This is a genomic window from Rhodococcus sp. 06-156-4, from assembly GCF_002259345.1.
In the GTDB taxonomy this organism is placed as follows: domain Bacteria; phylum Actinomycetota; class Actinomycetes; order Mycobacteriales; family Mycobacteriaceae; genus Rhodococcoides; species Rhodococcoides fascians_E.
On the sequence record NZ_NPGB01000008.1, the window covers coordinates 500904 to 525324 of the forward strand.

Below are 24421 nucleotides of genomic sequence, written 5' to 3' on the forward strand. Positions count from 1 at the left end.
GCAACCCCGCTCGAACTGCATTACCCACACAAGACAGCACTGGAGAACAACCGATGAGCCCAGTCCGCAAGAACGCAAACGGACGGATCCTGTTCGTGGGATCGGGGCCGGGAGATCCGGCTCTGCTCACAGTCCGCGCACGCGAAGTGCTCGGCGCAGCCGAACTCGCCTTCACCGATCCCGACGTCGACAAGGGTGTCGTGGCGCTGGTCGGCAACGACCTCCCGCGCGACCCGGAGACCGGGGAGAACGGTGTCGACGTCCGTCCCGCCCTCGGTGAGCCCGCCGAGGTCGCGAAGACTCTGCTGGCCGAGGCCAAGAACGGCCACGACGTCGTCCGTCTCGTGTCGGGTGATCCGTTGACGACCGATTCGGTCATCGCCGAGGTCGCTGCCGTTGCTCGCACCCACGTTCAGTTCGAGGTCCTGCCGGGTCTCCCGTCCGGATCGGCTGTTCCCAGCTACGCGGGCATGGCCTTGGGCTCCGGTCACACCGAAGCCGACGTTCGCGGCGAGGTCGACTGGGCTGCTCTGGCGGCCGCTCCCGGCCCGCTGGTTCTGCACGCGACGTCCGGCCACCTCGCCGAAACCGCGAGTGCGCTCACCGAGCACGGGCTCGCCCCACAGACACCTGCCGCGATCACCGTTCGCGGCACCACCCGTCAGCAGCGGACCGTCGAGGCCACCCTCGCGACGCTCAACGACGCGGGCAGCGAACTCGTCGGCTCGCTCGTCGTGACCGTCGGAAAGGTCGTTTCGGGCCGAAACAAGATGTCCTGGTGGGAATCTCGGGCGTTGTACGGGTGGACCGTGCTGGTGCCTCGGACGAAGGATCAGGCCGGTGAGATGAGCGATCGGCTCGTCACGCACGGTGCGATCCCGATCGAGGTTCCGACCATCGCCGTCGAGCCGCCGCGCAGCCCCGCGCAGATGGAACGCTCGGTGAAGGGCCTCGTCGACGGCCGCTACCAGTGGGTCGTCTTCACCTCCACCAACGCCGTGCGCGCAGTGTGGGAGAAGTTCGAGGAGTTCGGGCTGGACGCTCGCGCGTTCTCGGGCGTCAAGATCGCCTGCGTCGGTGAAGCAACCGCGGACAAGGTCCGTTCGTTCGGAATCAACCCCGAACTGCTGCCGTCGGGTGATCAGTCCTCTCTCGGCCTGCTCGAGGACTTCCCGCCGTACGACGAGGTGTTCGACCCGGTCAACCGAGTTCTGTTGCCGCGTGCCGACATTGCCACCGAGACCCTTGCCGAGGGCCTGCGTGAACGTGGCTGGGAGATCGACGACGTCACCGCCTACCGCACGGTGCGTGCAGCGCCGCCGCCCGCCGAGACCCGCGAGATGATCAAGACCGGTGGATTCGACGCCGTGTGCTTCACGTCGAGCTCCACGGTCCGCAATCTCGTCGGTATCGCCGGAAAGCCGCATGCGCGCACACTCGTCGCGTGCATCGGGCCGAAGACAGCCGAGACGGCGGTGGAATTCGGTCTGCGCGTGGACGTGCAGCCGGAGACCGCGCAGGTCGGTCCGCTGATCGAAGCGCTCGCCGAGCACGCAGCTCGGCTGCGCGCCGAAGGCGCACTGCCTCCTCCCCGCAAGAAGTCCCGTAGGCGCTGAGGCCGGTGTTTCCCGTAGACCGTCCCCGCAGGCTCAGGCGTACCCCGGCGCTCCGGCGCCTCGTCGCCGAAACGTCGCTGCAGCCACGGCACCTGGTGCTGCCGATGTTCGTCGCCGACGGTATCGCCGAGCCTCGTGAGATCTCGTCGATGCCCGGAGTCTTCCAGCACACGCTCGATTCGTTGAGCACAGCCGCGGAGGAGGCTGTCGCAGCAGGCGTCGGTGGTGTCATGCTGTTCGGCGTGCCGAAGGCGGAGGACAAGGACGCCGAGGGTTCCGGCGCGAGCGATCCGGACGGCATTCTCAATCGCGGACTGAGGCGGCTGAAGTCGGATCTGGGCGATGCGACGGTCATCATGGCCGACACGTGCCTCGACGAGTTCACCGACCACGGTCACTGCGGTGTCCTCACCGAGGACGGCGCGGTCGACAACGATGCGACGCTGACTCGTTACGTGGACATGGCGCTGTCGCAGGCCGATGCAGGGGCACACCTGCTCGGACCGAGCGGAATGATGGACGGGCAGGTCGGCGTCATCCGTGAGGCACTCGACGCCGCCGGGCACCGCGAGATCGGACAGTTGGCCTACTCGGCCAAGTACGCTTCGGCGTTCTACGGTCCGTTCCGCGAGGCCGTCGGCTCGTCGCTCCAGGGCGATCGCCGTACCTACCAACAGGATTCGGCGAACCGCCGCGAGGCCGTGCACGAGGTGGAGTTGGACCTGAACGAGGGCGCGGACATGGTGATGGTCAAGCCTGCGATGTCCTACCTCGACATTCTGCGCGACGTCGCGAACATCTCGTCCGTTCCGGTTGCGGCGTACCAGATCTCCGGCGAGTATTCGATGATCACCGCGGCCGCCCAGAACGGGTGGATCGACCGCGACGCGGCAATCCTGGAGTCGTTGACCAGCATTCGCCGTGCAGGCGCAGACGTGGTGTTGACCTACTGGGCGACGGAAGCGGCGGGCTGGCTGTGAGCAATGACGGACAACGCCCGCCCGAGCCCGACTGGGCACGCTGGGAAGCCGAGCACGGCCCCGTGGGATTCGACGCCATCCCGCCGCAACAGCCCGCGGCCCGCAGTTCGGCTCCTCTGGACATCGAGACGTCACGGCATCTGTGGTGGGGTGTGACCGCGCTCGGGTTGATCAGTTTGATTCTGACCCTGGTGATGGTGAACTCCGATCGCACGCCGTTCGCCCAGCAACTGGTCGACGACGTGGCGAGACAGGATCCGTCGCTGCCGCTGACGCTCGAATCCGCGGAAAGTTACCTGACCGGCGCCCTGGTGTTGATGGCCGTCATCGGCATCGCGTTCGCGGGGCTGTTCCTGTACTGGGTGAACAAGATGCGACTCGGACGGCTCTGGGCGCGAACCGTGCTCACCGTCATCGGAACCGTCACGGTGGTGCTCGCCGTCCCGCAGCTGTTCGCCTTCGGTGTCGACGGTGGAGCCATGCAGATCGTCATGAGCGTCGCGGGCATTCTGCAGGGTGTTCTAGCGGGCGGCGCGGTGTATCTGATGCATCGCAAGGAGTCGCAGGCGTACTTTCTGGCGGCGCGGAAGCACTGACACTCGGCCGATGCTCCGCGTGTCACATCAGCCACATGCGTCACATGTGACTACGATCACGCGATGGGGGAACCCGTCGAGTAGATCGGACATCTCATGGCCCTATCCGAAGTTCCCGAGCCCGAACGCGGCCGTCCGCTGTGGGCGCTCCTCGGTCTGCTCACCGCCGTCTCGGTAGCCGTGCTGATCGTGAGTATGGGGTTGAGTGCAGCCTGACCTGGTGATTAGGGTGAGCACCCGAGCGAGGGTACGGTGACAATTGTCACTGCAGATGCCCGTTCGTCAGGATGAGGTGAACCCATGGTTCAGGCAAGTTCGAGGCGGATCGCACCACCCGCCGAGCGCACGATTCCCGTCGAACACGGTGTCACCCGAGAGCTCTTCCTGATCGCCCTCGTGGTTGCCATGGGCATCCTCGCATCGGTCGCAATCGTCATTCCGGCGCTCGTCTCGCACTGAAATTTCGCGCGGCGGTTCTCGGCCGACCCACTGTGGTTCGATCACACGTAACCGGGCACTATGAAGTCGTGAATTCGGACAAGGCCGCACGCCCGCGCGTCGTCACCGCTGCATACCTGCTGTGGCTGATCGCTGCGGTTCTGCTCGTCTTCGTCGCGTTGATCACGCTGACCGTGCCGGTGGACCAACTACGCACCTCTCTCGCCGACGAGGGCAACACACCCGCTCAGATCGATTCCTACCTCGGCACCATTCGTCTTCTCGGTGCAGGCTGCGGACTCCTGGGCATCGTTCTCGGATTCCTCGCCGGACCCGTGCGCGCCGGACACGCAAGGATGCGGGCCGTGTCCGTACTGCTGTCGTCGGTCACCGTTCTGCTGCTCCTCGTGGTGGTCTTCGTGTTCGGTCTGTTCTCCGAACTACTCGCAGTCGCCCTCGTCCTGATCGCCGCCTGCGTGGTGATCTACCGCCCCTCGGCGACACCGTGGTTCGCCCATGACTGACTCGAACGACGCGCTGTTCGAAGAGCCGGGAGCTCGGTGGCGATCGCTGCTGTGGGGGCCTGTCTTCTGCGCTGCGGTACTGGTGTTCGAGCTGCTGACGGGGCCTGTCGTCCACTGGGTCGCGCTCGCAGTGGTTGCCGTCGTGCTGATGGGCTTCACCTACGTTCAGGTCAGCGCAGCTCGCCGCCACGTCAGCGTGGCCCTCACGGCGACCGAGCTTCGCCAGGGCACCGAAAGGCTGCCCGTGGCGGACATCGCCGTCGTCTTTCCGGCGCCCGAGTACGCCGCGGGTGAATACGAGCCGAAGAAGTGGGAAACCGCCCGGGTGCTGGGTGAGCTCACCGGCATCCCCCGCCGACGCCACGGCGTCGGGTTGCGCCTGGTGGGAGGCGGCCTGGTTCAGGCCTGGGCGAAGGACGACGACGGCTTACGAGAGGCCCTGGAAGAAGTGGTGGTGAGCGGCCCATGAGATCCGCGGTGGAGGTGCTCGGTGCCGTGCTGTTGTTCGCGGCGGCCGTCGTGTGCTGGAACCTCGGTGCGACGGAACACCTGTTCGCGGCCACGGACGAGGGCGCGCCCGAATTCGTGGCGGTTCGGTACTCCGGTTCCTGGACAGCGGCCGGTGCTGCCTGCGTGACCGTCGCATTTCTACTGCTGGTCGACGCAGTCAGAGTTCGTTTTCAGGGGTGTTCCCATACCCGGTAGGGGTATCATCGGCGGTATGAGTAGTTACACGAGCGAGCAGGACGATCTGCTGAAGCGGCTGCGTCGCATCGAGGGTCAGATCGCCGGCATCTCGCGCATGGTCGCCGAGGATCGGTACTGCATCGATGTACTGACCCAGGTCTCGGCGGCAACCAAAGCGCTGCAGTCCGTCTCGCTCAAGCTGCTCGACGCGCACCTCGCGGGGTGCGTCGTCGAGGCTGCCAAACGTGGCGGTCCCGACGCGGACGCAAAGGTGAAAGAGGCATCGGACGCCATCGCACGGCTCGTTCGGTCCTGAAGTCGCAGCCAACGGAGAGAGGTGTCGAGCGTGGAGAACAGTTACATCGTCGAAGGAATGACCTGCCAGCACTGCGCTGCGTCGGTGTCGGAGGAGATTTCCGAGATCGGTGGCGTGACCGGAGTGACGGTGGACGTGGCGTCGGGCAAAGTGGTGGTGACCAGTGATGCTGCACTGGAACGAGAATCGATCGCCGGTGCGGTGAGCGACGCGGGATACCGTCTCGTATCGTAGAAATGTCCGGTTTACCGGCCGCGGTTCGTGGTACAGGTCATAGATCATCCCTGCTCGCTTTCGAGGAGACGATCTGTGAACAAGTTGCTGGCCGGTACCGGAATCCTGGTGACCAGTCTTTCTCTGACACTCGCGTGTTCGACGGGGGCGGTGGCTCAGCCCCCGGAGGGCGGCGTCGGGTTGACCGTCACCACCGAGCTCGACGGGCTCGCCCGGCCGTGGGACGTCGTCCAGGCCCCCGACGGGACGATCCTCACCGGTGAACGTAGCGGCAGATTCGTCGTCAAGCGGGCAGACGGGTCGGCCGGTGAAGTCGCGGCGAATCTCGACGACCTCTACGCCCAGGGTGAGACCGGGCTGATGGGAATCGAACTGGCCCACGACTTCGAGCAATCGCGGGCACTGTTCACGTGCCAGGGCGTCGAGGGATCAGGCGTCGACACCGGGAGCGCGGCGCCCGGTAGCTCGCAGGCCGGAAGCGGCAATCACATCGAGGTCGTCCGGTGGACCGTCGACGAGGCATGGACGACGTTGACGCGGGACCGGGCCATCATCGACGACATCCCCGTCTCGTCCAGTGGCAGGCACGGCGGCTGCCGGATCCTGGCCGCACCCGACGGAACCCTGTACGTTGGCACCGGAGACACGGCGTCCCCGTCGGTACCCCAGGATCGGAACTCGTTGGGCGGCAAGGTGTTGCACGTCGACGCTGTCGATGGCAGCGCCGCAGTGGATGCACCCGGCCGCATCTACACCCTCGGGCATCGCAACGTTCAGGGTCTCGCATTCCAACCCGGCACCGGCCGCCTGTACGAGGTGGAACAAGGCTCCACCCGCGACGACGAACTGAACCTACTGGTCGCGGGCGGAAACTACGGCTGGAAGCCGGACCGGAACCCGTTGATCTACGACGAGTCGGTCCCGATGACCGACCCCGATCGCGTTCCCGGCGCCATCGACGCGGTCTGGAGCTCGGGCGAGCCGACCATCGCCACCCCCGGCCTCACGTTCGTCGACGGTGCAGCATGGGGCGACTGGTCCGGCGCCGCAGTCATCTCCAGCCAGCAGGGCGAAAAACTGGTGTTCCTGAAACTCGGCGCCGACGGAATCACCGTCGAACAGGAAGTGGACGCGCTCGAAGGCGAGTGGGGCCGGCTCCGCTCACTCACCTCCACGGGCGACGGGTCGTTCCTGCTCACCACCGACAACGGCTCGGGTGACCGAATCCTCCGCGTCTCACCGGCCGGAGCCTGACCCACGGTCTCCCGGAGCCCCCGTTTTCGAGACCGAACGTGCCGTTCAGTCACTTGAAGTGACTGAACGGCACGTTCGGTCCGGTGCGAAGGCGGGTGCTCAGGCCTTGCTGGGGTTCGAGGCGGACTCTTCGTCGCTGCCGGCCTGGGGGTGACCGAGCATGGCTGCGCCGAGGAGCTGTTCGGGAACGCCGAAGCCTTCGACGAGTTCGAGGGCGTGCGGACGGAGGGTGCGGCAACGTTCGTTGATGCCGCGGGTGACGGCTTTGGAGCGTTCGGTGGAGAGGTAGCGGTGTTCGATGAACCACGCCTTGTCTTCTTCGATGACCGACAGTGCGTAGAGGTCGCAGACCTGCTCGAGTAGTTCCTTGGCTGCCTCGTCCTCGCAGGAGGAGATGCCGGCGACGAAGGCTTCGAGGATGATCCGATCGATGTGTGCGCTGGCTGCGTGCAGCACGTGGTCCTGCACGGCGTTGAAGGCGTCGAACGCGCTCGTTTCCTTCGATTTGCTCTGCAGCCTGCGGGCGACGGTGGAGAGCAGGTAGTCCTCGCGGTCCTCGAACATCTTGACCTGGGTTCCGCGGTTGAACAGGGAGCCCTCTTCCTCGTTGTCCTGGCGGGTGTCGAGGATCGTCTGCATGATCGTCTGCGCCGCAGTGCGTTTGACGACGCGATCACCGGCGAACTCTGCGGCGAACCGCACCCATTCGACGGGGCTCATGGACTTGACGTCGTCGGCGTACGCGGTGAGCAGTTCCTTCGCCACGAGCTGCGTGAGCACGTGATTGTCGCCTTCGAACGTGGTGAACACGTCGGTGTCGGCCTTGAGGGATATCAGCCTGTTCTCCGCGAGATAACCTGCGCCGCCGCATGCTTCACGTGCTTCCTGGATCGCCCTGGTGGCGTGCCAGGTGTTGGCGGCCTTGAGGCCGGCGGCTCGGGATTCCAGTTCGCGCTGCTCTTCGGCATCGGGGTTGTCCGAGGTCTGCAGCTCGTGCAGTTTGGCGACCAGTTCGTTCTGCGCGAACTGCAACGCGTAGGACTTCGCGATCAACGGGAACAACCGGCGCTGGTGCACGAGGTAGTCCATGATGAGCACCTCGTCGTCGGACTTCGGTGCCGAGAACTGCCTGCGCTGCAACGCATATCGCGTGGCGATGTCGAGGGCTACCCGAGCTGCTGCGGCGGCGGACCCGCCGACCGTGACGCGGCCACGGATCAGCGTTCCGAGCATGGTGAAGAAGCGACGGCTCGGGTTCTCGATCGGCGAGGAGTACGTGCCGTCGGAGGAGACGTCCGCATACTTGTTGAGCAGGTTGTCCCGCGGAATGCGGACGTTGTCGAACATGATGCGGCCGTTGTCGACGCCGGGCAGTCCGCCCTTGTACTGACAGTCCGAGGTGGTGATGCCGGGGAGGTCGTTGCCGTCCTCGTCTCGCAACGGGACGAAGAAACAGTGGACGCCGTGTCCTTCGGGTTCCTCGCCCGGGCCGGCGGTGATCAGCTGCGCGAACACTGCGGCCACCGTTGCTGTTTCGGCTGCACCACCGATGTAGTCCTTGCGGGACGACGGTGTGGGGGAGTGGACGACGAACTCGTCGGTCTCACGGTCGTAGGTTGCCGTCGTCTCGAGCGACTGCACATCGCTGCCGTGACCGGTCTCGGTCATCGCGAAGCATCCGAGCAAGTCGAGGTCGATGAGGCGCCGTACGTAGGCGTCGTGGTGACGCTCGGTGCCGAGGTTCTCGATGGCGCCGCCGAACAGTCCCCACTGGACTCCGGCCTTGACCATGAGCGACAGGTCCGACATCGCGAGCATCTCGATCATGGTGACCGCGGCTCCGACGTCGCCGGTGCCTCCGTGCTCTTTCTTGAAACCATCGTCCGCCGCACCGTGCTGGGCCAGCAACTTGAGTTGCTCCAGCGCCTTGGTGCGCGCGATCACGGTGTTGGGGGTGTAGTGAGGACGGAATTCGTCGCGAACCAGTTGAGCGCGCGCTTCGTTCTTCACGTCGCGCCAACGGCCGTCCAATGTGTTACGCAGATGCTCCGAAGTGGTTGCCATACTCGACGGTAACCTACGGATCCGGCTCGCTCAGGCGGGCCACAGATATTCGCGGCCGAACTTGCGCAGCCGAGACCAGAACTTGCTGCGCCCGTAGGGCCCGTCGCCGAAGACCGAGGCGCCGTTGTCCTCCAGTGCGCGGGTGACGAGAGGGCTGTAACCGTCGAACTCGCGGATCAGGTGCTCGCGGAACCCGTCGGGCCACGAATACCGGGCCGGCTCGTGTTGTGCCTCCATGCAGGCGAGTGTAATGCAGACGTAACACGGGTGTTACATATTCCACTTGCCCGGCTTCGCCCCCGAACGAGAACGGACACCAGCTTGGACGCAGCGCAGATCGCCGCAATCGACGCGCAGCACGTGTGGCATCCCTACGGTGGATTTCCCTCTGCGACGTCGCCGCTCGTCGTCGCGGGCGCATCGGGTGTCCGGCTGACGCTCGCCGACGGGCGCGAACTCGTCGACGGAATGAGTTCGTGGTGGGCGGCGGTGCACGGATATCGCCATCCGGTGCTCGACGCGGCCGCGCACGCCCAGATCGACCGGATGAGTCACGTGATGTTCGGCGGGCTCACGCACGAACCCGCGGCGCGGTTGGCCGAGCTGCTCGTGAGCATCACCCCGGACGGTCTCGACAAGGTCTTCTTCGCCGACTCCGGTTCGGTGTCCGTCGAAGTGGCGGTCAAGATGTGCATCCAGTACTGGCGGAGTCTGGGCAAACCGGCCAAGTGCAGGCTGCTGACCTGGCGCGGCGGCTATCACGGCGACACGTTCGCGCCGATGAGCATCTGCGATCCCGACGGTGGGATGCACTCGCTGTGGTCCGGCGTCCTCACCCGGCAGATCTTCGCGCCCGCCCCGCCGAGGCAGTTCGATGCCGGCTACCTCGGGCAGTTCGAGAACATCCTCTCGGCGAGGGCCGACGAGATCGCGGCCATCGTCGTCGAGCCGCTCGTGCAGGGCGCGGGAGGCATGCGTTTCCACGACCCGAGGTATCTCACCGAGCTACGGAGGATGGCCGACGAGCACGACGTGCTGCTGGTGTTCGACGAGATCGCCACGGGATTCGGGCGTACCGGTGAGTTGTTCGCCGCCGATCACGTCTCGGTCGCTCCCGACGTGATGTGTGTAGGCAAGGCGTTGACCGGCGGGTACATGACCCTGGCGGCGACACTGACGACATCGCACGTCGCCGAGGTCATCAGCGGGGGTGAGGCGGGCGGGCTCATGCACGGCCCGACGTTCATGGCCAATCCGCTCGCGTGTGCCGTCGCCGTCGCCGCGGTGGAGCTCCTGCTGGGACGTGACTGGAGGTCCGAGGTCGCGCGCATCGAGACGGGCCTGCGCGATGGTCTGGCCGGGGTGGGGGATCTGCCGGGCGTCGCCGATGTTCGTGTTCTCGGCGCGATCGGCGTCGTCGAGATGCATTCCCCGGTGGACATGCAACGTGCTACCGATGCCGCCGTCGGCGAGGGTGTGTGGCTCAGGCCGTTCGGGAAGCTCGTCTACGCGATGCCGCCGTACGTCTGCGCGGCCGAGGACGTTGCGCGGATCGTGCGTGCGATCGGGGCCGTCGCGCGAACTTGAACAGTGTTCAAGTAGGGTCGCCGGTGTGGCGGCACTCGACTGGTTGACCGAAGCGGCACGCCTGCGCAGCGAGCGCGGGGTCCACCGAACGCTACGTCCGCGCCCCGCTCGGCCCGGTGATGACGGCCCCGTGATCGATCTCGCCTCGAACGACTACCTCGGCCTCTCTCGTCACCCCGAGGTGGTGGACGCCGCGTGCGCTGCGGTGAATCGGTGGGGCGCGGGTGCCACGGGTTCGAGGCTCGTCACCGGCACCACGACGCTGCACGAGGAGTTGGAGGACGACCTGGCTCGCTTCGTCGGCGCGGAATCCGCGCTGGTGTTCTCCTCCGGGTACACCGCCAACCTGGGCGCCGTCGCCGCGCTGGCCGGACGCGGTTCGGTGGTGCTGTCCGATTCCGCGTCGCACGCGTCGCTGATCGACGCATGCAGACTGTCGAGAGCACGGATCGAGGTGTTCGACCGTACGCACCTGGACGCCGTCGAACACTCGCTTCGAACACGTACCGAGGACCGCGCGCTCGTCGTCACCGATTCTGTGTTCAGCACCGACGGTCACCTTGCGCCTCTGCGCGACCTTCACGGACTGTGCCGACGGTATTCGGCTGCCCTGCTCGTGGACGAGGCGCACGGAATCGGCGTCCGTGGGTCCGGTGGCCGTGGTCTGGTGCACGAACTGGGATTACAGGGCCTGCCTGACGTCGTCGTCACCGCGGCGCTCTCCAAATCCCTTGCGTCGCAGGGTGGTGTGGTCCTCGGGACGCACGCGGTGCGTGATCATCTGATCGACGTCGCACGGCCCTTCGTCTTCGACACCGGGTTGGCTCCCGCGGCTGCCGGAGCAGCTCGGGCAGCACTCGCGATCCTGCAGCGAGAACCGGAACGGGCGGCGGACGTGCGTCGTCGCGCACACCAATTGGCCGACATCGCCGGCGTCGAGCGTTCCGAGTCGGCCGTCGTCTCCGTCGTTCTCGGCGATCCGCAGCGGGCGTACGACGCAGCGCAGGACGCCTTTCGGCGAGGCGTACACGTCGGCTGTTTTCGGCCGCCGTCCGTGCCGGAAGGGACGTCCCGGCTTCGGTTGACCGCGCGCGCGAACCTCACCGACTCCGAGCTCGCGGCCGTCGCGAACGTCCTCGTTTCCGTTCTGCATCGGGCTGCGGTATGACGGTTCTCGTCGTGACCGGCACGTCCACCGACGTCGGAAAGACCGTGGCGACAGCGGCGATCGCGGCAACGGCGTCTGCTCTCGGGGCGTCGGTCGCCGTCGTGAAACCGGCGCAGACAGGTCTGGGCCACGGAGAGGCGGGCGACCTCGCGGACATCGAGCGGCTGACCGGGATCACCAGGTCCGTGGAAACTGCGCGCTATCCGGACCCGCTCGCGCCCGACGTCGCCGCGCGCCTCGCCGGAATGCCTGCGTTGGAACTGGGCGCGGTGGTGGACGACATCGTCTCGCTGACCGAGGACGTCGTACTGGTGGAAGGTGCCGGTGGCCTCCTCGTCCGGCTCGGCGCCGAGGGGTTCACACTGCTCGACGTCGCGGCGAAGATCGGTGCACCGGTCGTGGTGGTGTGCGGCGTCGAGCTCGGAACCCTCAACCACACCGCGCTGACGGTCGGCGCGCTCGACCGGGCAGGCGTCTTCTGTGCGGGACTGATCGTGGGAGCGTGGCCATCGCAGCCCGACCTTGCCGCTCGTACCAACCTCGTCGAACTTCCCGACGTAGCGGGGGTCCCGATTCTCGGGCGAATCCCGGCGGGAACGGGGAGCGTGGACCGGGAGCAGTTCCTCGCCGACGCACCCGCATGGTTCGACTCGGAGGCCGTCGCCGACATCTTGAACCGGTGAACCGCCGGTTCGTAGTTTGTCGAACCCCCGTGCGGGTACCCGAACCCATCATCGACAAGTTGGGGGCTCCACAATGAACACAGCAGTATGGATCGTCATCGCAGTAGTAGTGGTACTTCTCGTCGTGGCCGTCGCGCTGGCCCTGTCCAAGAAGCAGAAAGCAAGCCGTCGGGTCGAGGCCGAACGCATCCGTGAGCAGGCCGCCGACCGAACAACGGAAGTCGAAGAGCGTCAAGCGCGCGCCGACGAAAGCGCAGCCAAAGCCCGCCGCGCACAGGCCGACGCCGAAGCGAAGGCAGCCGAGGCGCGCAGGCTCACGCTGCAGGCAGAGAACCACCAGGGTGACGCCGCGTCCTCACGCGACGAACTGGACGCGGAATTCGCACGCGCCAACAAGATCGACCCCGACGTGAAGACCCGCTCTCGCTCGGGTGACGTGGACAAGGCGTCGGCAGAGAAGATCGTGCACCAGGACGCGCGCTCGGGCGACCACAGTGCCACGCAGAACCCGGCCCACACCACCCACAACCCCACGAACAATCCCGGTAACCCGCTCGATCCTCGCGGCAGCAAGATCGACCCCCGCACCGACGACAACCACGTCGGCGAGCACCGCCAGCCGTAATTCCGCGGTTGTTCCGGCACGCGCTTACGCTCAGCGGCGATGCACACATTCGTTCTCGTCCCCGGCGCAGGCGGTGACGCACGGTACTGGTCGCGGTTGGAGCCCGAACTGCGCGACCGCGGCCATGACGTCGTTGCCGTGACTCTTCCCGCGTCGGATCCGAACGCCGGACTCGCCGAATACGCCGACGTCGTCGTGGACGCCGTCGGCGATCGGCGGGGCGTGACCGTGGTCGGCCAATCCCTCGGCGGGTTCACCGCGCCCCTCGTCGCTCCGCGTGTCGACGCGTCGATGATCGTGCTGCTGAACGCGATGACACCGACACCCGGCGAGCCACCCGGGGAGTGGTGGGAAGCCACGGGGTTCGGGCGCGCGCGCGCCGTCCAAGCCGAGCGCGATGGACGGGACCTGGACACCGAGGATCTGGTTGCGGATGTCTTCCTGCACGACGTTCCGGCCGATGTCGTCGCAGAGTTGGGCGGCACGGCACCGGACCAATCGGACGGCCCGTTCGCACTGCCATGGCCGCTGACGGCGTGGCCCGACATCCCGACGCGTTGTCTTCAGGGCATCGACGATCGGTTCTTCCCGGTCGAGTTCCAGCGACGCGTGGTTCGCGACAGGCTGGGAATCGAGGTGGACGAGATGCCCGGCGGCCACCTCGTTGCCCTGTCCAGGCCGGCCGAACTCGCCGATCGATTGGATCGATATCGGGCTGAACTCGTCGGCGATCCGCGATAACCTGGCATTCCGGACACCGACCGAGATGGGGTGCTTGTCCATGGGATCCGATATGGAGAAGCTGCGCGTCAGTACCGCTGAGCGCGAGGCCACTGCGCAGCTCCTCGGCACCGCGATGGCGGACGGCAGGCTGACGCTCGTCGAATACGAGCAGCGCCTCGACCTGGTGTGGAAATCAGCGACGCGAGGCGAACTCGCGAAAGTGACCGACGATCTCCCCGTGCCCACGAAGGCCACGGAACCCGCGGAGTCGAAGGATGCTCGCGAGTGGCGCGAGTACTGGGACGAATGGCGATGGTGGCTCGGCGGCGTCATCATCATGTCCGGCATCTGGGGATTTCAGTCCATCTCCGACGGGGAACTGAACGGATACTGGCCCGGGTGGCCCATCGGTATCTGGGCGCTGATCCTCGTGGCGATGGCAGTCATGCCCGAGGACAAGGACGACGACGAGGACGAGAAGTCCTGAATTATTACGCCCTGTAGTTGGCGAAATCGACGAACCTGGGACACTGGGGGTCGTGACTGTTTCTCCCGGCGACGACGCACCCGTATCTGCCCAGCTCTTCGAGCGCGCGAGCGCAGTGATCCCGGGTGGGGTGAACTCCCCGGTTCGTGCGTTCCACTCGGTCGGCGGTACGCCGCGCTTCATCACCGAGGCCAGCGGATACACCATGATCGACGCCGACGGGAACTCGTACGTCGACCTGATCTCGTCGTGGGGCCCGATGATTCACGGGCATGCTCATCCGGTCGTCGTGGAGGCCGTGCAGAAGGCCGCGAAAACCGGTCTGTCGTTCGGCGCTCCGACCGAGCGGGAAATCGCACTTGCGGAAGAAATCGTGCGCCGCGTCGGCCCCGTCGACCAGGTTCGGCTTGTGAATTCCGGCACAGAGGCGACCATGAGCGCCGTCCGCCTCGCCCGTGGTTTCACCGGGCGCACCAAGATCGTCAAGTTCTCCGGCTGCTACCACGGCCACGTCGACGCGCTTCTCGCCGACGCCGGGTCCGGTCTCGCCACTTTCGGCCTGCCCACCTCTCCCGGGGTGACTGGGGCACAGGCGTCGGACACCATCGTCGTGCCCTACAACGACCTCGCCGCGGTGGAGCACGCCTTCGCCGAGAATGCCGGCCAGATCGCGTGCATCATCACCGAGGCCGCCGCGGGCAACATGGGCGCAGTTCCACCGGTCCTCGGCTTCAACGAGGGGCTACGACGCCTAGCCACGGACAACGGCGCACTGCTCATCATGGACGAGGTGATGACGGGCTTCCGCGTGAGCGCAGCGGGCTGGTACGGCATCGACGGCGTCGCGGGCGATCTGTACACCTTCGGCAAGGTCATGAGCGGTGGACTACCGGCCGCAGCCTTCGGTGGGCGCGCCGACGTCATGGCCTACCTCGCACCGGCCGGTCCCGTCTATCAGGCAGGCACCCTGTCCGGTAATCCCGTCGCCGTCGCGGCCGGTCTCGCGAGCCTGCAACTGGCCGACGCGTCCGTCTACGAGAAGCTGCAGAACAACGCGGAGCGACTCGGCGGGCTGCTCGGTGATGCCCTGACCGCCGAAGGCGTTCGTCACCACGTCCAGTTCGCAGGCACACTGGTGAGCGTGTTCTTCTCCGACGGGCCCGTCACCGACTACGCAGGCGCGAAAGCAGCCGAGACGTGGCGATACCCCGACTTCTTCCACGCACTGCTCGCGCGCGGGGTCTACCCGCCGCCGAGCGCATTCGAAGCCTGGTTCGTCTCCGCTGCCCTCGACGACGCCGCGTTCGAGAAGATCGCCGACGCCCTTCCCCACGCCGCACGTGCAGCGGCCCGAGCCGAAGCAGGAACCAAGTGAGTACACCGGAGGCGCATCCGCATCAGACGACGCGCACCATCGTCCACGTGTTGCGGCACGGTGAGGTCCACAACCCCAAGGGCATCCTCTATGGACGCCTCCCCGGGTTCCGGCTGTCGGTGAAGGGGCAGACGCAGGCGACAGCTGTGGCGAATGCGCTTGCCGGACACGACATCACCGCCGTCATCGCGTCCCCGCTGCAGCGGGCGCAGGAGACGGCAGGTCCGATCGCGAAGGCGCACGGACTCGACATCGCCACCGACGACAACCTCATCGAGGCAGGAAACGAGTTCGAAGGCCTCCGGGTCGCCGTCGGCGACGGGGCACTGCGCAGGCCACGGCACTGGTGGAAACTGCGGGACCCGTTCACGCCGTCGTGGGGTGAGCCGTACCTGCAGATCGCGCACCGGATGCTGGCCGCAGTGAACGCCGCTCGCGTCGCAGCCGTCGGCCACGAAGCCGTTGTCGTCAGTCACCAGCTCCCCGTCTGGACCCTGCGTCGATTCCTGCAGGGTGAGCGTCTGTGGCACGACCCGCGGCACCGTCAGTGCGGTCTCGCGTCGCTGACTTCCCTTGTCTACGAGGGAGACACGCTCGTCGACATCGTCTACTCCGAGCCCGCGGGCGCCAGCGATCCACGAGTCACCGGTGCGTAAGGTACTCGCTTCGGCTCTGGCCGTCGTCGCAGTCACCGCAGGCTGCGCGACGGGTACCGACGCGGTCGCGACCGGCGGAACCTTCGACTTCGTCTCACCCGGCGGCCAGACCGAGATCTTCTACGACCCCCCGTCGGATCGCGGCACCATCGGCGAACTGTCCGGCCCCGACCTGATGGAAGACGGAAAGACGACGTCGCTCGCGGACTTCGAGGGCCAGGCCGTCGTACTGAACGTGTGGGGCCAGTGGTGCGGACCGTGTCGCGGTGAAGCCGACGATCTCGAAGAGGTGTTCGAGAACACCAAGGACCTCGGCGTCCAGTTCCTCGGCATCAACGTCCGTGACAACGCGCAGGACAAGGCGCAGGACTTCGTCATCGACAACAAGGTGACCTACCCGTCCATCTACGACCCTCCGATGCGCACCCTCACCGCCCTCGGCGGCATCCCCACATCGGTCGTCCCGACGACCATCGTGTTGGACAAGCAGCACCGCGTGGCGGCGGTGTACCTGCGTGAGCTGCTCGCCGAGGACCTGCAACCCGTCGTCGAGCGGATTGCAGGCGAGGAGACGGAAAGCCAGTGATCGAGTTGTACGCCGCAGGCATAGGCGAGACGTTCCAGACCACGGCGGCTTCCGGGCCGCTCGTTCTCGCGTTCGGTGTCTGCATTCTCGCCGGCCTCGTCTCGTTCGCGTCGCCGTGCGTCGTACCTCTCGTTCCCGGTTACCTGTCCTACCTGGCGGGCGTGGTCGGTGCCGATGCGCCTGCCGTCACCGCGGCGGAAGCGTCGACGACGAAGGTGCGCACGGCCAGCAAGCTGCGGGTCGCGGGCGCCGCGGGCTTGTTCGTCCTCGGATTCACCGTCGTCTTCGTCCTCGCGACGGCCACGGTGTTCGGGGCGATCTCGGTGTTGTCGGTCAACCGTGAACTGCTGATGCGCATCGGCGGGGTCGTCACCATCGCGATGGGCCTGGTGTTCATCGGTCTGGTACCGGCACTGCAACGCGACGTCAGATTCGAACCACGCCGGGTCGGCAGCCTGTTCGGCGCTCCGTTGCTGGGCGGAGTGTTCGCCCTCGGATGGACGCCGTGCCTCGGACCGACGTTGGCGAGCGTCATCTCCCTGGCCGCGGGAACCGAAGGTGCGACGGCAGTGCGCGGTGTCGCGCTGATCGTCGCCTACTGCCTCGGCCTAGGCCTGCCGTTCGTGATCCTCGCGTTCGGCTCGGCAAGCGCTCTACGCGGAGTCGGCTGGCTTCGCACCCATGCACGACAGATACAGGTGTTCGGCGGAATCATGTTGATAGCAGTAGGAATTGCACTCGTCACGGGTGCGTGGGACGTGTTCGTGAGCTGGGTTCGCGACGCCTTCGTGTCCGACGTGGTGCTGCCGATATGACCGACCTCGACACTCGCGTCGCACCGCAGAAGCAGTCGCTACCCGGGCGTGCGCTCGCGTTGGTGCGCAACACCTGGAGATCGCTGACGAGCATGCGCACCGCCCTGGTGCTGCTGTTCCTGCTGGCCTTCGCCGCGATCCCCGGCGCTCTGGTTCCGCAGCGCAGCCTCAACTCCGGCAAGGTCGACGAGTACATCGCAGCCAGGCCGACGCTCGGTCCGTGGATGGACAGGCTCGAACTGTTCGACGTCTTCTCCAGTTTCTGGTTCACCGCGATCTACGCGCTGCTGTTCATCTCGCTGATCGGCTGCATCGTGCCGCGATGCGTCGAACACGCCAAAGCTCTCCGCACCAAGCCCGTCCCGACGCCGCGCAACCTGTCGCGTCTGCCTCACCACCGCCGGTACGTGTCCGACGAATCCGCCGAGGACACCGCGGCGAAGGTGAAGGCGCAGTTGCGTGGGTGGCGCGTCGCGCAGCGCACCGGTGGCACCGGCGAGGTGACGCTGTCCGCCGAGAAGGGATACTTCCGCGAGTTCGGCAACCTCGTCTTCCACCTTTCGCTCGTCGGACTTCTCGCCGCCATCGCCCTGGGGAAGCTGCTCGGATACGAAGGCAACGTCGTCGTCATCGCCAACGACGGACCGGGCTTCTGCAGTACGACGCCCGCCATCTACGACGGTTTCCGCGCCGGCCAACTCGTCGACGGCACCGGCCTCGAGCCCCTGTGCATCCGCGTCAAGGACTTCAAGGCCGACTACCTCGAGAACGGTCAGGCCGAGATGTTCACGTCGAACATCGAGTACCAGGCAGGCGAAGACCTGGCGAGCAACACCTGGCGCGACGACATCCTCCAGGTCAACCACCCGCTCCGCGTCGCAGGCGACCGTGTCTACCTGCAGGGCCACGGATACGCACCGACGTTCACCGTGACGTTCCCGAACGGCGAGACACGCACCGAGACGATCCAGTGGCAACCGACCGACGCCACCACGTTCCTCTCCAGCGGAGTCCTGCGAATCGACCCTCCCGGCGGCCTGTACCCGGAAGCAACCGAGCGTCGCAAGAATCAGATCGCAATCGAAGGTCTGTTCGCGCCGACGGCGTTCTTCCACGGAAACCTGCTGTCGTCGAGCTACCCGGCGATGACGGATCCCGCCGTCGCGATCGACATCTACAAAGGTGACACCGGCCTCGACACCGGATACCCGCAGTCGTTGTTCTCCCTCAACCAGGAAATGGTCAACCAGGGCAGGCTCGTCAAGCAGGACCGGGTCAACTTGAAGCCAGGGGAGTCCTCGACCCTGTCCGACGGCACCAACGTCCGCTTCGACGGCGCAGAAGAGTTCGTCAACCTGCAGGTATCGCATGATCCAGCACAGAACTGGGTGCTGGTCTTCGCACTGACGATGATGGGCGGACTGCTCGTGTCGTTGGTGATCAAACGACGCCGAGTCTGGGTCCGGCTGCACACGGATCCGGACTCACGACGTACTGTAGTAGAACTCGGTGGACTCGCCCGAACCGATCAGGCGGGCTGGGGAGAAGAATTCGACCGGTTGTGTGAGCGGCTGATCGGCGAAGTCAAGACAGTGAACACAGACAAGCAGGAGAACTGACCGATGCCGATCAACGAGACGCTCTCGCAGTACAGCGACTGGTCCTTCGAATCCGCGTTCACCATCTACGTCCTCGCGTTCGTTCTGCTCATCGCGCAGTACGCCTCGCAGCGGGCCACCAAGGTCCAGGCACGCGAGCTCGTCGGCAGCGGTGCCCCCACTCCACTCGGGGCGGGCGTACCGGGACGTGTCGTCGAGACCCCCAAGCGTCCACTGTCGGAGCGTCTGGCAGGCATGGGCTTCGCTCTGCTGATCCTGGCGCTCGTGCTCCACGTGGCATCCGTCGTACTGCGCGGCTTCGCCACACACCGGTTCCCACTCGGCAACATGTACGAGTTCGTGACCATGGCGACCGCCGCCGCAGCGCTCACCTCGATCCTGTTGCTGCGCAAGAAGACGATGCGACCGATGCTCGTGTTCGTCCTCGCGCCGATCATCGTCCTCATGTTCATGGCCGCGACCAAGTTGTACGCCGACGCAGCACCTGTCGTGCCTGCGCTTCGCTCGTTCTGGCTGCCCATCCACGTCACCATCGTCAGCGTCGGCAGCGGTATCTTCCTGGTCTCCGGCGTCGCCAGCCTGCTGTTCCTGCTCCGCATGAAGCAACCCGCGGGCGACGAGAGCAGCAGCTTCTGGGGTCGCTTCGCGTCCAGGCTCCCCGACGCCCAGGCGCTCGACCGACTCGCGTACAAGACCACCATCGTCGCGTTCCCACTCTTCGGTGCAGGCGTCATCCTGGGCGCCATCTGGGCCGAAGCAGCCTGGGGCCGTTTCTGGGGTTGGGACCCCAAGGAGACGATGTCCTTCATCACCTGGATCATCTACGCCGCATACCTGCACGCCCGCGCAACATCGGGATGGCGCAACACCCGCGCTGCCTGGATCAACATCACCGGGTTCGCAGCCATGCTGTTCAACCTCTTCATCATCAACATGGTGGTCTCGGGACTGCACTCCTACGCAGGGCTCAACTAGCCGATAGGGCGCATCGGTCGCGGGCGAGAGGTCGCAGGCTCAGCTGGTAACGTCCGGCTGTGACGGGTGCGCCGGGGGCGCGCACCCTCCGACTGGGGAGTCGGATGATGGGGGGAAACGCCATGGCCGAGTGGCAGATGAGTTCGTGGCAGCCGGTACGTCCGGCAGAGCCGGGGGAGGACGACGGCGCACCCGCCGCGCCACCGCCGGAGGCCGGGACCGGGGCATCCCCGAAACCTGACGTACCGGACGCCTCGCCCTGGCAGCGTCGCGCCGAAGCTCCGACCGAGAAGGCGACAACAGCAGCTCCGGAAAAATCAGCGGCTCCAGCTAAAGCAGAGCCGGCGGCGAAGTCCAGTTCGGCCGACGAGGCTGGGTCGTCTGTCGAGCCTGCGAGTAGTGGGCCCAGAACCGGGGGATTTCGCTCGACCCCGGTCCCGATGCCGCCCGAATCGACCACCTACGGCCGTGCGAGCACAGAAGGCCGTGCCACTGCAGAACCCAGGCCGACTCCACCGGACCTCGGAACGCAGGGGCAGTTGCCACCGGTCGCGTCGGCGTCGGCGTCGGATCTGACCAATGCCCTTCTCGTGAGGCAGGTTTCGCCGCCGCCTGTGTCCGGGTGGCGGAAGTGGGTCTACGACGTGACGCTGCGGCGGGTCAATCTCGGCAACAGCCACCGCGACGAGCGTCTGGCCCGGCTCTCTCGGCAGGCGGAGCGCCATCTCGTCGGCTGCTATCGCATTTCGGTACTCAGCCTCAAGGGCGGCGTCGGCAAAACGACGACGACGGCATCGCTCGGGTCGACGTTCGCATCCATTCGCGGGGACCGCGTCATTGCCGTCGACGCCAACCCGGACCGCGGAACACTCAGCCAGAAGGTACCGCTGGAGACGCCCGCGACGGTTCGAAACATGCTGCGGGACATCGACGATTTGAGTCGCTACAGCGACGTACGGGCATACACCTCACAGAATGCGCACCGTCTCGAGGTGCTCGCGTCGGACACCGACCCCGCCGTGTCCGAGGCGTTCAGCGGCCAGGACTACGACACCGCGGTGGAACTGCTCGAGAAGTTCTACAGCATCGTGCTCACCGACTGCGGTACCGGGCTCATGCATTCGGCAATGAACAGCATCCTCGCCGGCTCGGACGCGCTGGTCGTGGTCAGCTCCGGGTCCGTGGACGGCGCCCGCAGCGCGTCGGCGACACTCGACTGGCTCGACGCGCACGGACACAGCGAGTTGGTCCGCTCATCTGTCGCGGTGGTCAACGCAGTTCGGCCGCGAGCAGGCAAAGTAGATCTGGGCAAGGTCGTCGAGCACTTCGAGCAACGCTGCCGTCAGGTTGTGTTGATCCCGTTCGACCCACACCTCGAGGAAGGCGCCGAGATCGACTTGAACAGGTTGAAAAGCGGAACTCGCGCCGCGCTGCTGGAATTGGCGGCGGCGGTGGCGTCGGGATTTCCCAGCAACCGGCCGGAAGATCTTCAGCGCGCGAACGAGTCGAGGACGCGCTAGGCGCACCCGAAGGGGCGAACGGAACAGCCCGCCTCGTGAGGCGGGCTGCTGTACTTCATTCTGTAGGTTCGGTTTTGCCCGTGTCCTGACTGTCCGTGCCCGACCGTCGAACATCTCGGTTCATACGCCACAGGAACTCCGGGTCGTCATCCGGACCGACGGTCCGTCCAGCCGGAGCCTGCGCAGTCGGACCGAAGGCCTTCCAGAACAGGACGATGACTGCCACCAAACCGATCAACGCCAAAAGATAGATCACGACGCACCTCCTTAGACCAGCGTAACCGCGTTGGGATGCGGTGTGCACCCCAACGCGGTTCGCAAGTTCCTGAGAATATGCACTTGTGTTCGACCTGGCGTCGGTAGTCGGTCTACGGGGTCAGTGGTGAGCGGCCTCGGTGGTCAGAGACGACAGAAGCTGCATGACCTCGGCCTCGCGGAACCGGCGGTGACCGCCCGGCGTACGCAACGATCCCAGACGACCGGCATGCGCCCAACGGGTGACCGTCTTCGGATCCACATGGAAGAGCGCCGCTACCTGCCCCGGTGTGAGCAGTGAATCCTGAGCCTTGTGCAGTGTTGGTGCGCTCATCTTGGTCGTGTCCTCCTGCGTGCGGTGTCCGGTAGGCCCGGCCCGAAGGCGGGTCACGAACCGGACAGTGGATGGAGCAAATTCGTGTTCGAGCACCATGGTGGCACTCGAACCCCTAGGTACTCGACTGATCTAAAGAAGGTAAAGGGGAGGTAATAGACAAATCGGTCAAGTCCGGCTGTCCGATATGCGACGTTGCAGCGGGTCCAACCGCAGGTCGAAGGGCGGGTAGCCTGAAGGCCGTGAACGAACGCAACACACCACCCGAGCCCACCGCGACCAAAGGACGCCTCCTGCGAGACGTCGCGATCTACAGCGGAGCGCGTCTGCTTCTGGTCCTCGTGATCGCCGCCGTGATCGTCGGAGTCGGGCTGCTCGTGGGCGTCGAGATCCCCGTACTGGTCGCCGCGGTGTTCGCCGTATTGATCTCGCTGCCCCTCTCGCTCGTGCTGTTCAAGTCCCTGCGGATCCGCGTCAACGAGTCGATCGCCGGCGTCGACGAGGGCCGTCGCCGTGCCCGGGCCGACCTTCAGGCGAAGCTGCGCGGCGAGGACGGCAAGTAGTGACCAAGGTCGTCGACCGTTCCGAGGCCCGCGACTGGGTCGACAACGCGGTACGCCTCATCGACGCCGACGCTCAACGATCGGCCGACACACATCTGCTGCGGTACCCACTTCCCGCGGCATGGGGAGTGCAGCTCTACCTCAAGGACGAGTCGACGCACATCACCGGCAGCCTCAAGCATCGCCTGGCGCGCTCGCTGTTCCTGTACGCGATCTGCAACGGATGGGTCACCGAGAACACCACGGTCATCGAAGCCTCGTCGGGATCCACCGCCGTCAGCGAAGCGTATTTCGCGCGCCTGCTCGGCCTCGAGTTCGTCGCAGTAATGCCGCGCAGTACGTCGCCGACGAAGGTTGCACTGATCGAATCACACGGGGGTCGTTGCCATTTCGTCGACGATCCTTCCGCCATGTACACCGAGGCGCACCGACTCGCAGCGGAGCCGGACTGCCACTACATGGACCAGTTCACCCACGCGGAGCGCGCAACCGACTGGCGCGGAAACAACAACATCGCGGAATCGATCTTCGATCAACTCACCCACGAGGAATCGCCGATCCCGACGTGGATCGTCGTCGGGGCGGGCACAGGCGGAACCAGCGCAACGATCGGTCGGTACATCCGATACCGACGCCACTCCACCCGACTGGCCGTCGTCGATCCCGAGAACTCCGCCTTCATCGGTGGCTACGAGACCGGCCGTGCCGACTTCTCCACCGGAAAGCCGTCGCGCATCGAGGGCATCGGCCGTCCCATCGTCGAGCCGTCCTTCGTCGGACAGGTCATCGACAGAATGATCGCGGTACCCGACGCCGCCTCGGTAGCCGCTGCGCGGCACGCATCGACGGCCCTCGGGAAAAGCGTCGGAGGCTCTACCGGCACCAACATCTGGGGTGCATTCGGCGTCATCGCGGAGATGATTGCGGCCGGCAGATCCGGCAGCGTCGTCACCCTGCTGTGCGACGGCGGTGAGCGTTACGCCAATACGTACTTCGACGACGCCTGGGTTGCGTCGCAGGGCATGGATCTGGCCGGGCCGACCGAGGTGTTGGAACGCTTCGTACGAACGGGCGAGTTTCAGCCCTGACGCGTCAGCACCAGTGACGCTGCCGCGGTGGCTCCGGCTGCAACGCTCACCGCCGGCCACGCTCCGATTTTCTTGGCCAAGGGGTGCGATGCGCCGAAGCCGACGAGGTACGTCGTCAACAGCGCACCCGCGACCTTGGGACCGGCAGCCGCATTCCATGACGCGGTGCTCGCCACACCCACAGCTGCCAACACAGCGCCGCCGAGTTGTCGATTCTTGGTCTGTTGCGCAACAGCGAAGCCGCCCAGCAGGCCTGCGGCCGCCAGAGCCGAGGTAGCGAGTGATGAAGTCGTCGAGTTCTTCCGAGCCATACCTTCAGACTAGATGCTCGTGTTCCGTCCGCGGCCGATCAGAAGGGTGGTGGTTTCTTTCGTTCGCGGAGGTGTTGGATGGTTTTGTGTTGTCGTAGTTTTCGGCGGAGGAGCCGGATTCGGGTGCGGGCGGTGTCGGTGGGTGCGTGTCGGAGGTCTGCGGTGGTGGGTTCGGGTGTGGTGGGGGACATGTGTTGTTCCCACCAGGTGGGTGTGGTGATGTCGGGTTCGGGGACGGGTCGCCGGTGTCGGCGGGTGCGTGCGGTGGTGGGGCATCCGAGTTCGGGGAAGGTGAGGGTGCGGGTGCCGGTGGTGTGGGTCCAGAGGATGATGCCGCCGGCG

At 66.0% G+C, this 24421-nt stretch carries 30 protein-coding genes and 1 pseudogene; 25 read left to right on the forward strand and 6 right to left on the reverse strand.

All coding sequences use genetic code 11. From position 1 onward, the window contains the following. The first annotated feature begins 53 nt into the window (after window positions 1–53). The 10 genes from CH290_RS05695 to CH290_RS05735 all read left to right on the forward strand — a co-directional run bounded on the left by CH290_RS05695 (window position 54) and on the right by CH290_RS05735 (window position 6645). A complete protein-coding gene (locus CH290_RS05695) occupies window positions 54–1616 on the forward strand; it encodes a bifunctional uroporphyrinogen-III C-methyltransferase/uroporphyrinogen-III synthase (RefSeq protein ID WP_020112525.1) in 1563 nt (520 codons plus the stop codon). A gap of 5 nt (window positions 1617–1621) precedes the next feature. After that, entirely contained in the window at window positions 1622–2596 is a 975-nt protein-coding gene (gene hemB, locus CH290_RS05700) for a porphobilinogen synthase (protein WP_027498939.1), read from the forward strand. Beyond that, window positions 2593–3192: a hypothetical protein gene (locus CH290_RS05705; protein WP_033188647.1), complete on the forward strand. Its 600-nt coding sequence runs from the start codon at window positions 2593–2595 to the stop codon at window positions 3190–3192. Before hemB ends, CH290_RS05705 begins: the two co-directional genes overlap by 4 nt. 300 nt (window positions 3193–3492) lie before the next feature. Next, on the forward strand, window positions 3493–3651 hold the full coding sequence (locus tag CH290_RS30155) for a hypothetical protein (RefSeq protein ID WP_020112522.1): 159 nt from the start codon (window positions 3493–3495) through the stop codon (window positions 3649–3651). Window positions 3652–3719: 68 nt separating this feature from the next. After that, complete coding sequence (locus CH290_RS05710; protein WP_033188646.1) at window positions 3720–4154, forward strand: hypothetical protein; 435 nt, start codon at window positions 3720–3722, stop codon at window positions 4152–4154. Beyond that, window positions 4147–4623, forward strand: a complete 477-nt coding sequence (mce1N, locus tag CH290_RS05715) for a transport-regulating membrane protein Mce1N (protein WP_033188645.1) — start codon at window positions 4147–4149, stop codon at window positions 4621–4623. Before CH290_RS05710 ends, mce1N begins: the two co-directional genes overlap by 8 nt. Continuing rightward, entirely contained in the window at window positions 4620–4859 is a 240-nt protein-coding gene (locus CH290_RS05720; RefSeq protein ID WP_033188644.1) for a hypothetical protein, read from the forward strand. The genes mce1N and CH290_RS05720 overlap by 4 nt, the downstream gene beginning before the upstream one ends. A 16-nt stretch (window positions 4860–4875) precedes the next feature. After that, complete coding sequence (locus tag CH290_RS05725; protein ID WP_019666495.1) at window positions 4876–5157, forward strand: metal-sensitive transcriptional regulator; 282 nt, start codon at window positions 4876–4878, stop codon at window positions 5155–5157. Window positions 5158–5178: 21 nt separating this feature from the next. Beyond that, window positions 5179–5391, forward strand: a complete 213-nt coding sequence (locus CH290_RS05730) for a heavy-metal-associated domain-containing protein (RefSeq protein WP_019666494.1) — start codon at window positions 5179–5181, stop codon at window positions 5389–5391. Between the two features lie 75 nt (window positions 5392–5466). After that, window positions 5467–6645: a PQQ-dependent sugar dehydrogenase gene (locus tag CH290_RS05735; RefSeq protein ID WP_094620697.1), complete on the forward strand. Its 1179-nt coding sequence runs from the start codon at window positions 5467–5469 to the stop codon at window positions 6643–6645. A gap of 99 nt (window positions 6646–6744) precedes the next feature. Here CH290_RS05735 and CH290_RS05740 read toward each other — a convergent pair whose 3' ends face one another. After that, window positions 6745–8709 carry an acyl-CoA dehydrogenase family protein gene (locus CH290_RS05740; RefSeq protein ID WP_019666492.1) on the reverse strand — a complete coding sequence of 655 codons (1965 nt, stop codon included), beginning with the start codon at window positions 8707–8709 and terminating at the stop codon, window positions 6745–6747. Between the two features lie 30 nt (window positions 8710–8739). After that, the gene (locus CH290_RS05745; protein ID WP_033188642.1) at window positions 8740–8946 is read right to left on the reverse strand and encodes a hypothetical protein; all 207 of its coding nucleotides are present in this window, start codon (window positions 8944–8946) and stop codon (window positions 8740–8742) included. 84 nt (window positions 8947–9030) lie between these two features. Between CH290_RS05745 and CH290_RS05750 the strand changes: the two genes are divergently transcribed. The 13 genes from CH290_RS05750 (at window position 9031) to CH290_RS05810 (ending at window position 21528) form a co-directional block, all read left to right on the forward strand. Continuing rightward, window positions 9031–10296: an adenosylmethionine--8-amino-7-oxononanoate transaminase gene (locus CH290_RS05750; RefSeq protein ID WP_033188641.1), complete on the forward strand. Its 1266-nt coding sequence runs from the start codon at window positions 9031–9033 to the stop codon at window positions 10294–10296. A gap of 25 nt (window positions 10297–10321) precedes the next feature. Continuing rightward, window positions 10322–11464, forward strand: coding sequence for an 8-amino-7-oxononanoate synthase (locus CH290_RS05755; RefSeq protein ID WP_033188640.1), 1143 nt, complete (start codon window positions 10322–10324; stop codon window positions 11462–11464). After that, entirely contained in the window at window positions 11461–12147 is a 687-nt protein-coding gene (gene bioD, locus CH290_RS05760; protein WP_033188639.1) for a dethiobiotin synthase, read from the forward strand. Before CH290_RS05755 ends, bioD begins: the two co-directional genes overlap by 4 nt. A gap of 73 nt (window positions 12148–12220) precedes the next feature. After that, window positions 12221–12772, forward strand: coding sequence for a hypothetical protein (locus tag CH290_RS05765; protein WP_019666487.1), 552 nt, complete (start codon window positions 12221–12223; stop codon window positions 12770–12772). A gap of 39 nt (window positions 12773–12811) precedes the next feature. After that, on the forward strand, window positions 12812–13513 hold the full coding sequence (locus CH290_RS05770; RefSeq protein WP_033188638.1) for an alpha/beta fold hydrolase: 702 nt from the start codon (window positions 12812–12814) through the stop codon (window positions 13511–13513). Window positions 13514–13553: 40 nt separating this feature from the next. Beyond that, window positions 13554–13982, forward strand: coding sequence for a DUF1707 SHOCT-like domain-containing protein (locus CH290_RS05775; protein ID WP_033188637.1), 429 nt, complete (start codon window positions 13554–13556; stop codon window positions 13980–13982). A 52-nt stretch (window positions 13983–14034) separates the two neighbouring features. Further along, window positions 14035–15357: a glutamate-1-semialdehyde 2,1-aminomutase gene (hemL, locus tag CH290_RS05780; protein ID WP_033188636.1), complete on the forward strand. Its 1323-nt coding sequence runs from the start codon at window positions 14035–14037 to the stop codon at window positions 15355–15357. Beyond that, complete coding sequence (locus tag CH290_RS05785; protein WP_019666483.1) at window positions 15354–16013, forward strand: histidine phosphatase family protein; 660 nt, start codon at window positions 15354–15356, stop codon at window positions 16011–16013. Before hemL ends, CH290_RS05785 begins: the two co-directional genes overlap by 4 nt. After that, window positions 16006–16599 carry a TlpA disulfide reductase family protein gene (locus CH290_RS05790; protein WP_019666482.1) on the forward strand — a complete coding sequence of 198 codons (594 nt, stop codon included), beginning with the start codon at window positions 16006–16008 and terminating at the stop codon, window positions 16597–16599. The genes CH290_RS05785 and CH290_RS05790 overlap by 8 nt, the downstream gene beginning before the upstream one ends. After that, the gene (locus CH290_RS05795; protein ID WP_019666481.1) at window positions 16596–17414 is read left to right on the forward strand and encodes a cytochrome c biogenesis CcdA family protein; all 819 of its coding nucleotides are present in this window, start codon (window positions 16596–16598) and stop codon (window positions 17412–17414) included. Before CH290_RS05790 ends, CH290_RS05795 begins: the two co-directional genes overlap by 4 nt. Further along, the gene (gene resB, locus CH290_RS05800; protein WP_033188635.1) at window positions 17411–19033 is read left to right on the forward strand and encodes a cytochrome c biogenesis protein ResB; all 1623 of its coding nucleotides are present in this window, start codon (window positions 17411–17413) and stop codon (window positions 19031–19033) included. Before CH290_RS05795 ends, resB begins: the two co-directional genes overlap by 4 nt. 3 nt (window positions 19034–19036) lie before the next feature. After that, a complete protein-coding gene (gene ccsB, locus CH290_RS05805) occupies window positions 19037–20008 on the forward strand; it encodes a c-type cytochrome biogenesis protein CcsB (RefSeq protein WP_019666479.1) in 972 nt (323 codons plus the stop codon). A 122-nt stretch (window positions 20009–20130) separates the two neighbouring features. After that, complete coding sequence (locus tag CH290_RS05810) at window positions 20131–21528, forward strand: MinD/ParA family ATP-binding protein (protein ID WP_230620906.1); 1398 nt, start codon at window positions 20131–20133, stop codon at window positions 21526–21528. A gap of 55 nt (window positions 21529–21583) precedes the next feature. Here the strand turns inward: CH290_RS05810 and CH290_RS05815 are convergent, their stop codons facing one another. Next, window positions 21584–21784 carry a hypothetical protein gene (locus CH290_RS05815; protein WP_019666477.1) on the reverse strand — a complete coding sequence of 67 codons (201 nt, stop codon included), beginning with the start codon at window positions 21782–21784 and terminating at the stop codon, window positions 21584–21586. Window positions 21785–21904: 120 nt separating this feature from the next. Continuing rightward, a complete protein-coding gene (locus CH290_RS05820; RefSeq protein ID WP_026348035.1) occupies window positions 21905–22117 on the reverse strand; it encodes a BldC family transcriptional regulator in 213 nt (70 codons plus the stop codon). A gap of 242 nt (window positions 22118–22359) precedes the next feature. Between CH290_RS05820 and CH290_RS05825 the strand changes: the two genes are divergently transcribed. Beyond that, a complete protein-coding gene (locus CH290_RS05825; RefSeq protein WP_019666475.1) occupies window positions 22360–22680 on the forward strand; it encodes a DUF4229 domain-containing protein in 321 nt (106 codons plus the stop codon). Further along, entirely contained in the window at window positions 22680–23768 is a 1089-nt protein-coding gene (gene cds1, locus CH290_RS05830; RefSeq protein ID WP_020112508.1) for an L-cysteine desulfhydrase Cds1, read from the forward strand. The genes CH290_RS05825 and cds1 overlap by 1 nt, the downstream gene beginning before the upstream one ends. Here the strand turns inward: cds1 and CH290_RS05835 are convergent. Then, a complete protein-coding gene (locus CH290_RS05835; RefSeq protein ID WP_033188633.1) occupies window positions 23759–24079 on the reverse strand; it encodes a hypothetical protein in 321 nt (106 codons plus the stop codon). The genes cds1 and CH290_RS05835 overlap by 10 nt on opposite strands. A 38-nt stretch (window positions 24080–24117) precedes the next feature. Then, window positions 24118–24421, reverse strand: a pseudogene (locus CH290_RS30505) (HNH endonuclease signature motif containing protein); the annotation flags it as partial.

Coding starts and splice junctions, on each gene's coding strand:
- CH290_RS05770 (WP_033188638.1), top strand. CDS start 12,812: ATGCACACATTCGTTCTCGTCCCCGGCGCAGGCGGTGACGCACGGTAC.
- resB (WP_033188635.1), top strand. CDS start 17,411: ATGACCGACCTCGACACTCGCGTCGCACCGCAGAAGCAGTCGCTACCC.
- CH290_RS05725 (WP_019666495.1), top strand. CDS start 4,876: ATGAGTAGTTACACGAGCGAGCAGGACGATCTGCTGAAGCGGCTGCGT.
- CH290_RS05775 (WP_033188637.1), top strand. CDS start 13,554: ATGGGATCCGATATGGAGAAGCTGCGCGTCAGTACCGCTGAGCGCGAG.
- CH290_RS05765 (WP_019666487.1), top strand. CDS start 12,221: ATGAACACAGCAGTATGGATCGTCATCGCAGTAGTAGTGGTACTTCTC.
- ccsB (WP_019666479.1), top strand. CDS start 19,037: ATGCCGATCAACGAGACGCTCTCGCAGTACAGCGACTGGTCCTTCGAA.
- mce1N (WP_033188645.1), top strand. CDS start 4,147: ATGACTGACTCGAACGACGCGCTGTTCGAAGAGCCGGGAGCTCGGTGG.
- CH290_RS05745 (WP_033188642.1), bottom strand. CDS start 8,946: ATGGAGGCACAACACGAGCCGGCCCGGTATTCGTGGCCCGACGGGTTC.
- bioD (WP_033188639.1), top strand. CDS start 11,461: ATGACGGTTCTCGTCGTGACCGGCACGTCCACCGACGTCGGAAAGACC.
- CH290_RS05810 (WP_230620906.1), top strand. CDS start 20,131: ATGGCCGAGTGGCAGATGAGTTCGTGGCAGCCGGTACGTCCGGCAGAG.
- CH290_RS05835 (WP_033188633.1), bottom strand. CDS start 24,079: ATGGCTCGGAAGAACTCGACGACTTCATCACTCGCTACCTCGGCTCTG.
- CH290_RS05720 (WP_033188644.1), top strand. CDS start 4,620: ATGAGATCCGCGGTGGAGGTGCTCGGTGCCGTGCTGTTGTTCGCGGCG.
- CH290_RS05820 (WP_026348035.1), bottom strand. CDS start 22,117: ATGAGCGCACCAACACTGCACAAGGCTCAGGATTCACTGCTCACACCG.
- CH290_RS05695 (WP_020112525.1), top strand. CDS start 54: ATGAGCCCAGTCCGCAAGAACGCAAACGGACGGATCCTGTTCGTGGGA.
- CH290_RS05740 (WP_019666492.1), bottom strand. CDS start 8,709: ATGGCAACCACTTCGGAGCATCTGCGTAACACATTGGACGGCCGTTGG.
- CH290_RS30155 (WP_020112522.1), top strand. CDS start 3,493: ATGGTTCAGGCAAGTTCGAGGCGGATCGCACCACCCGCCGAGCGCACG.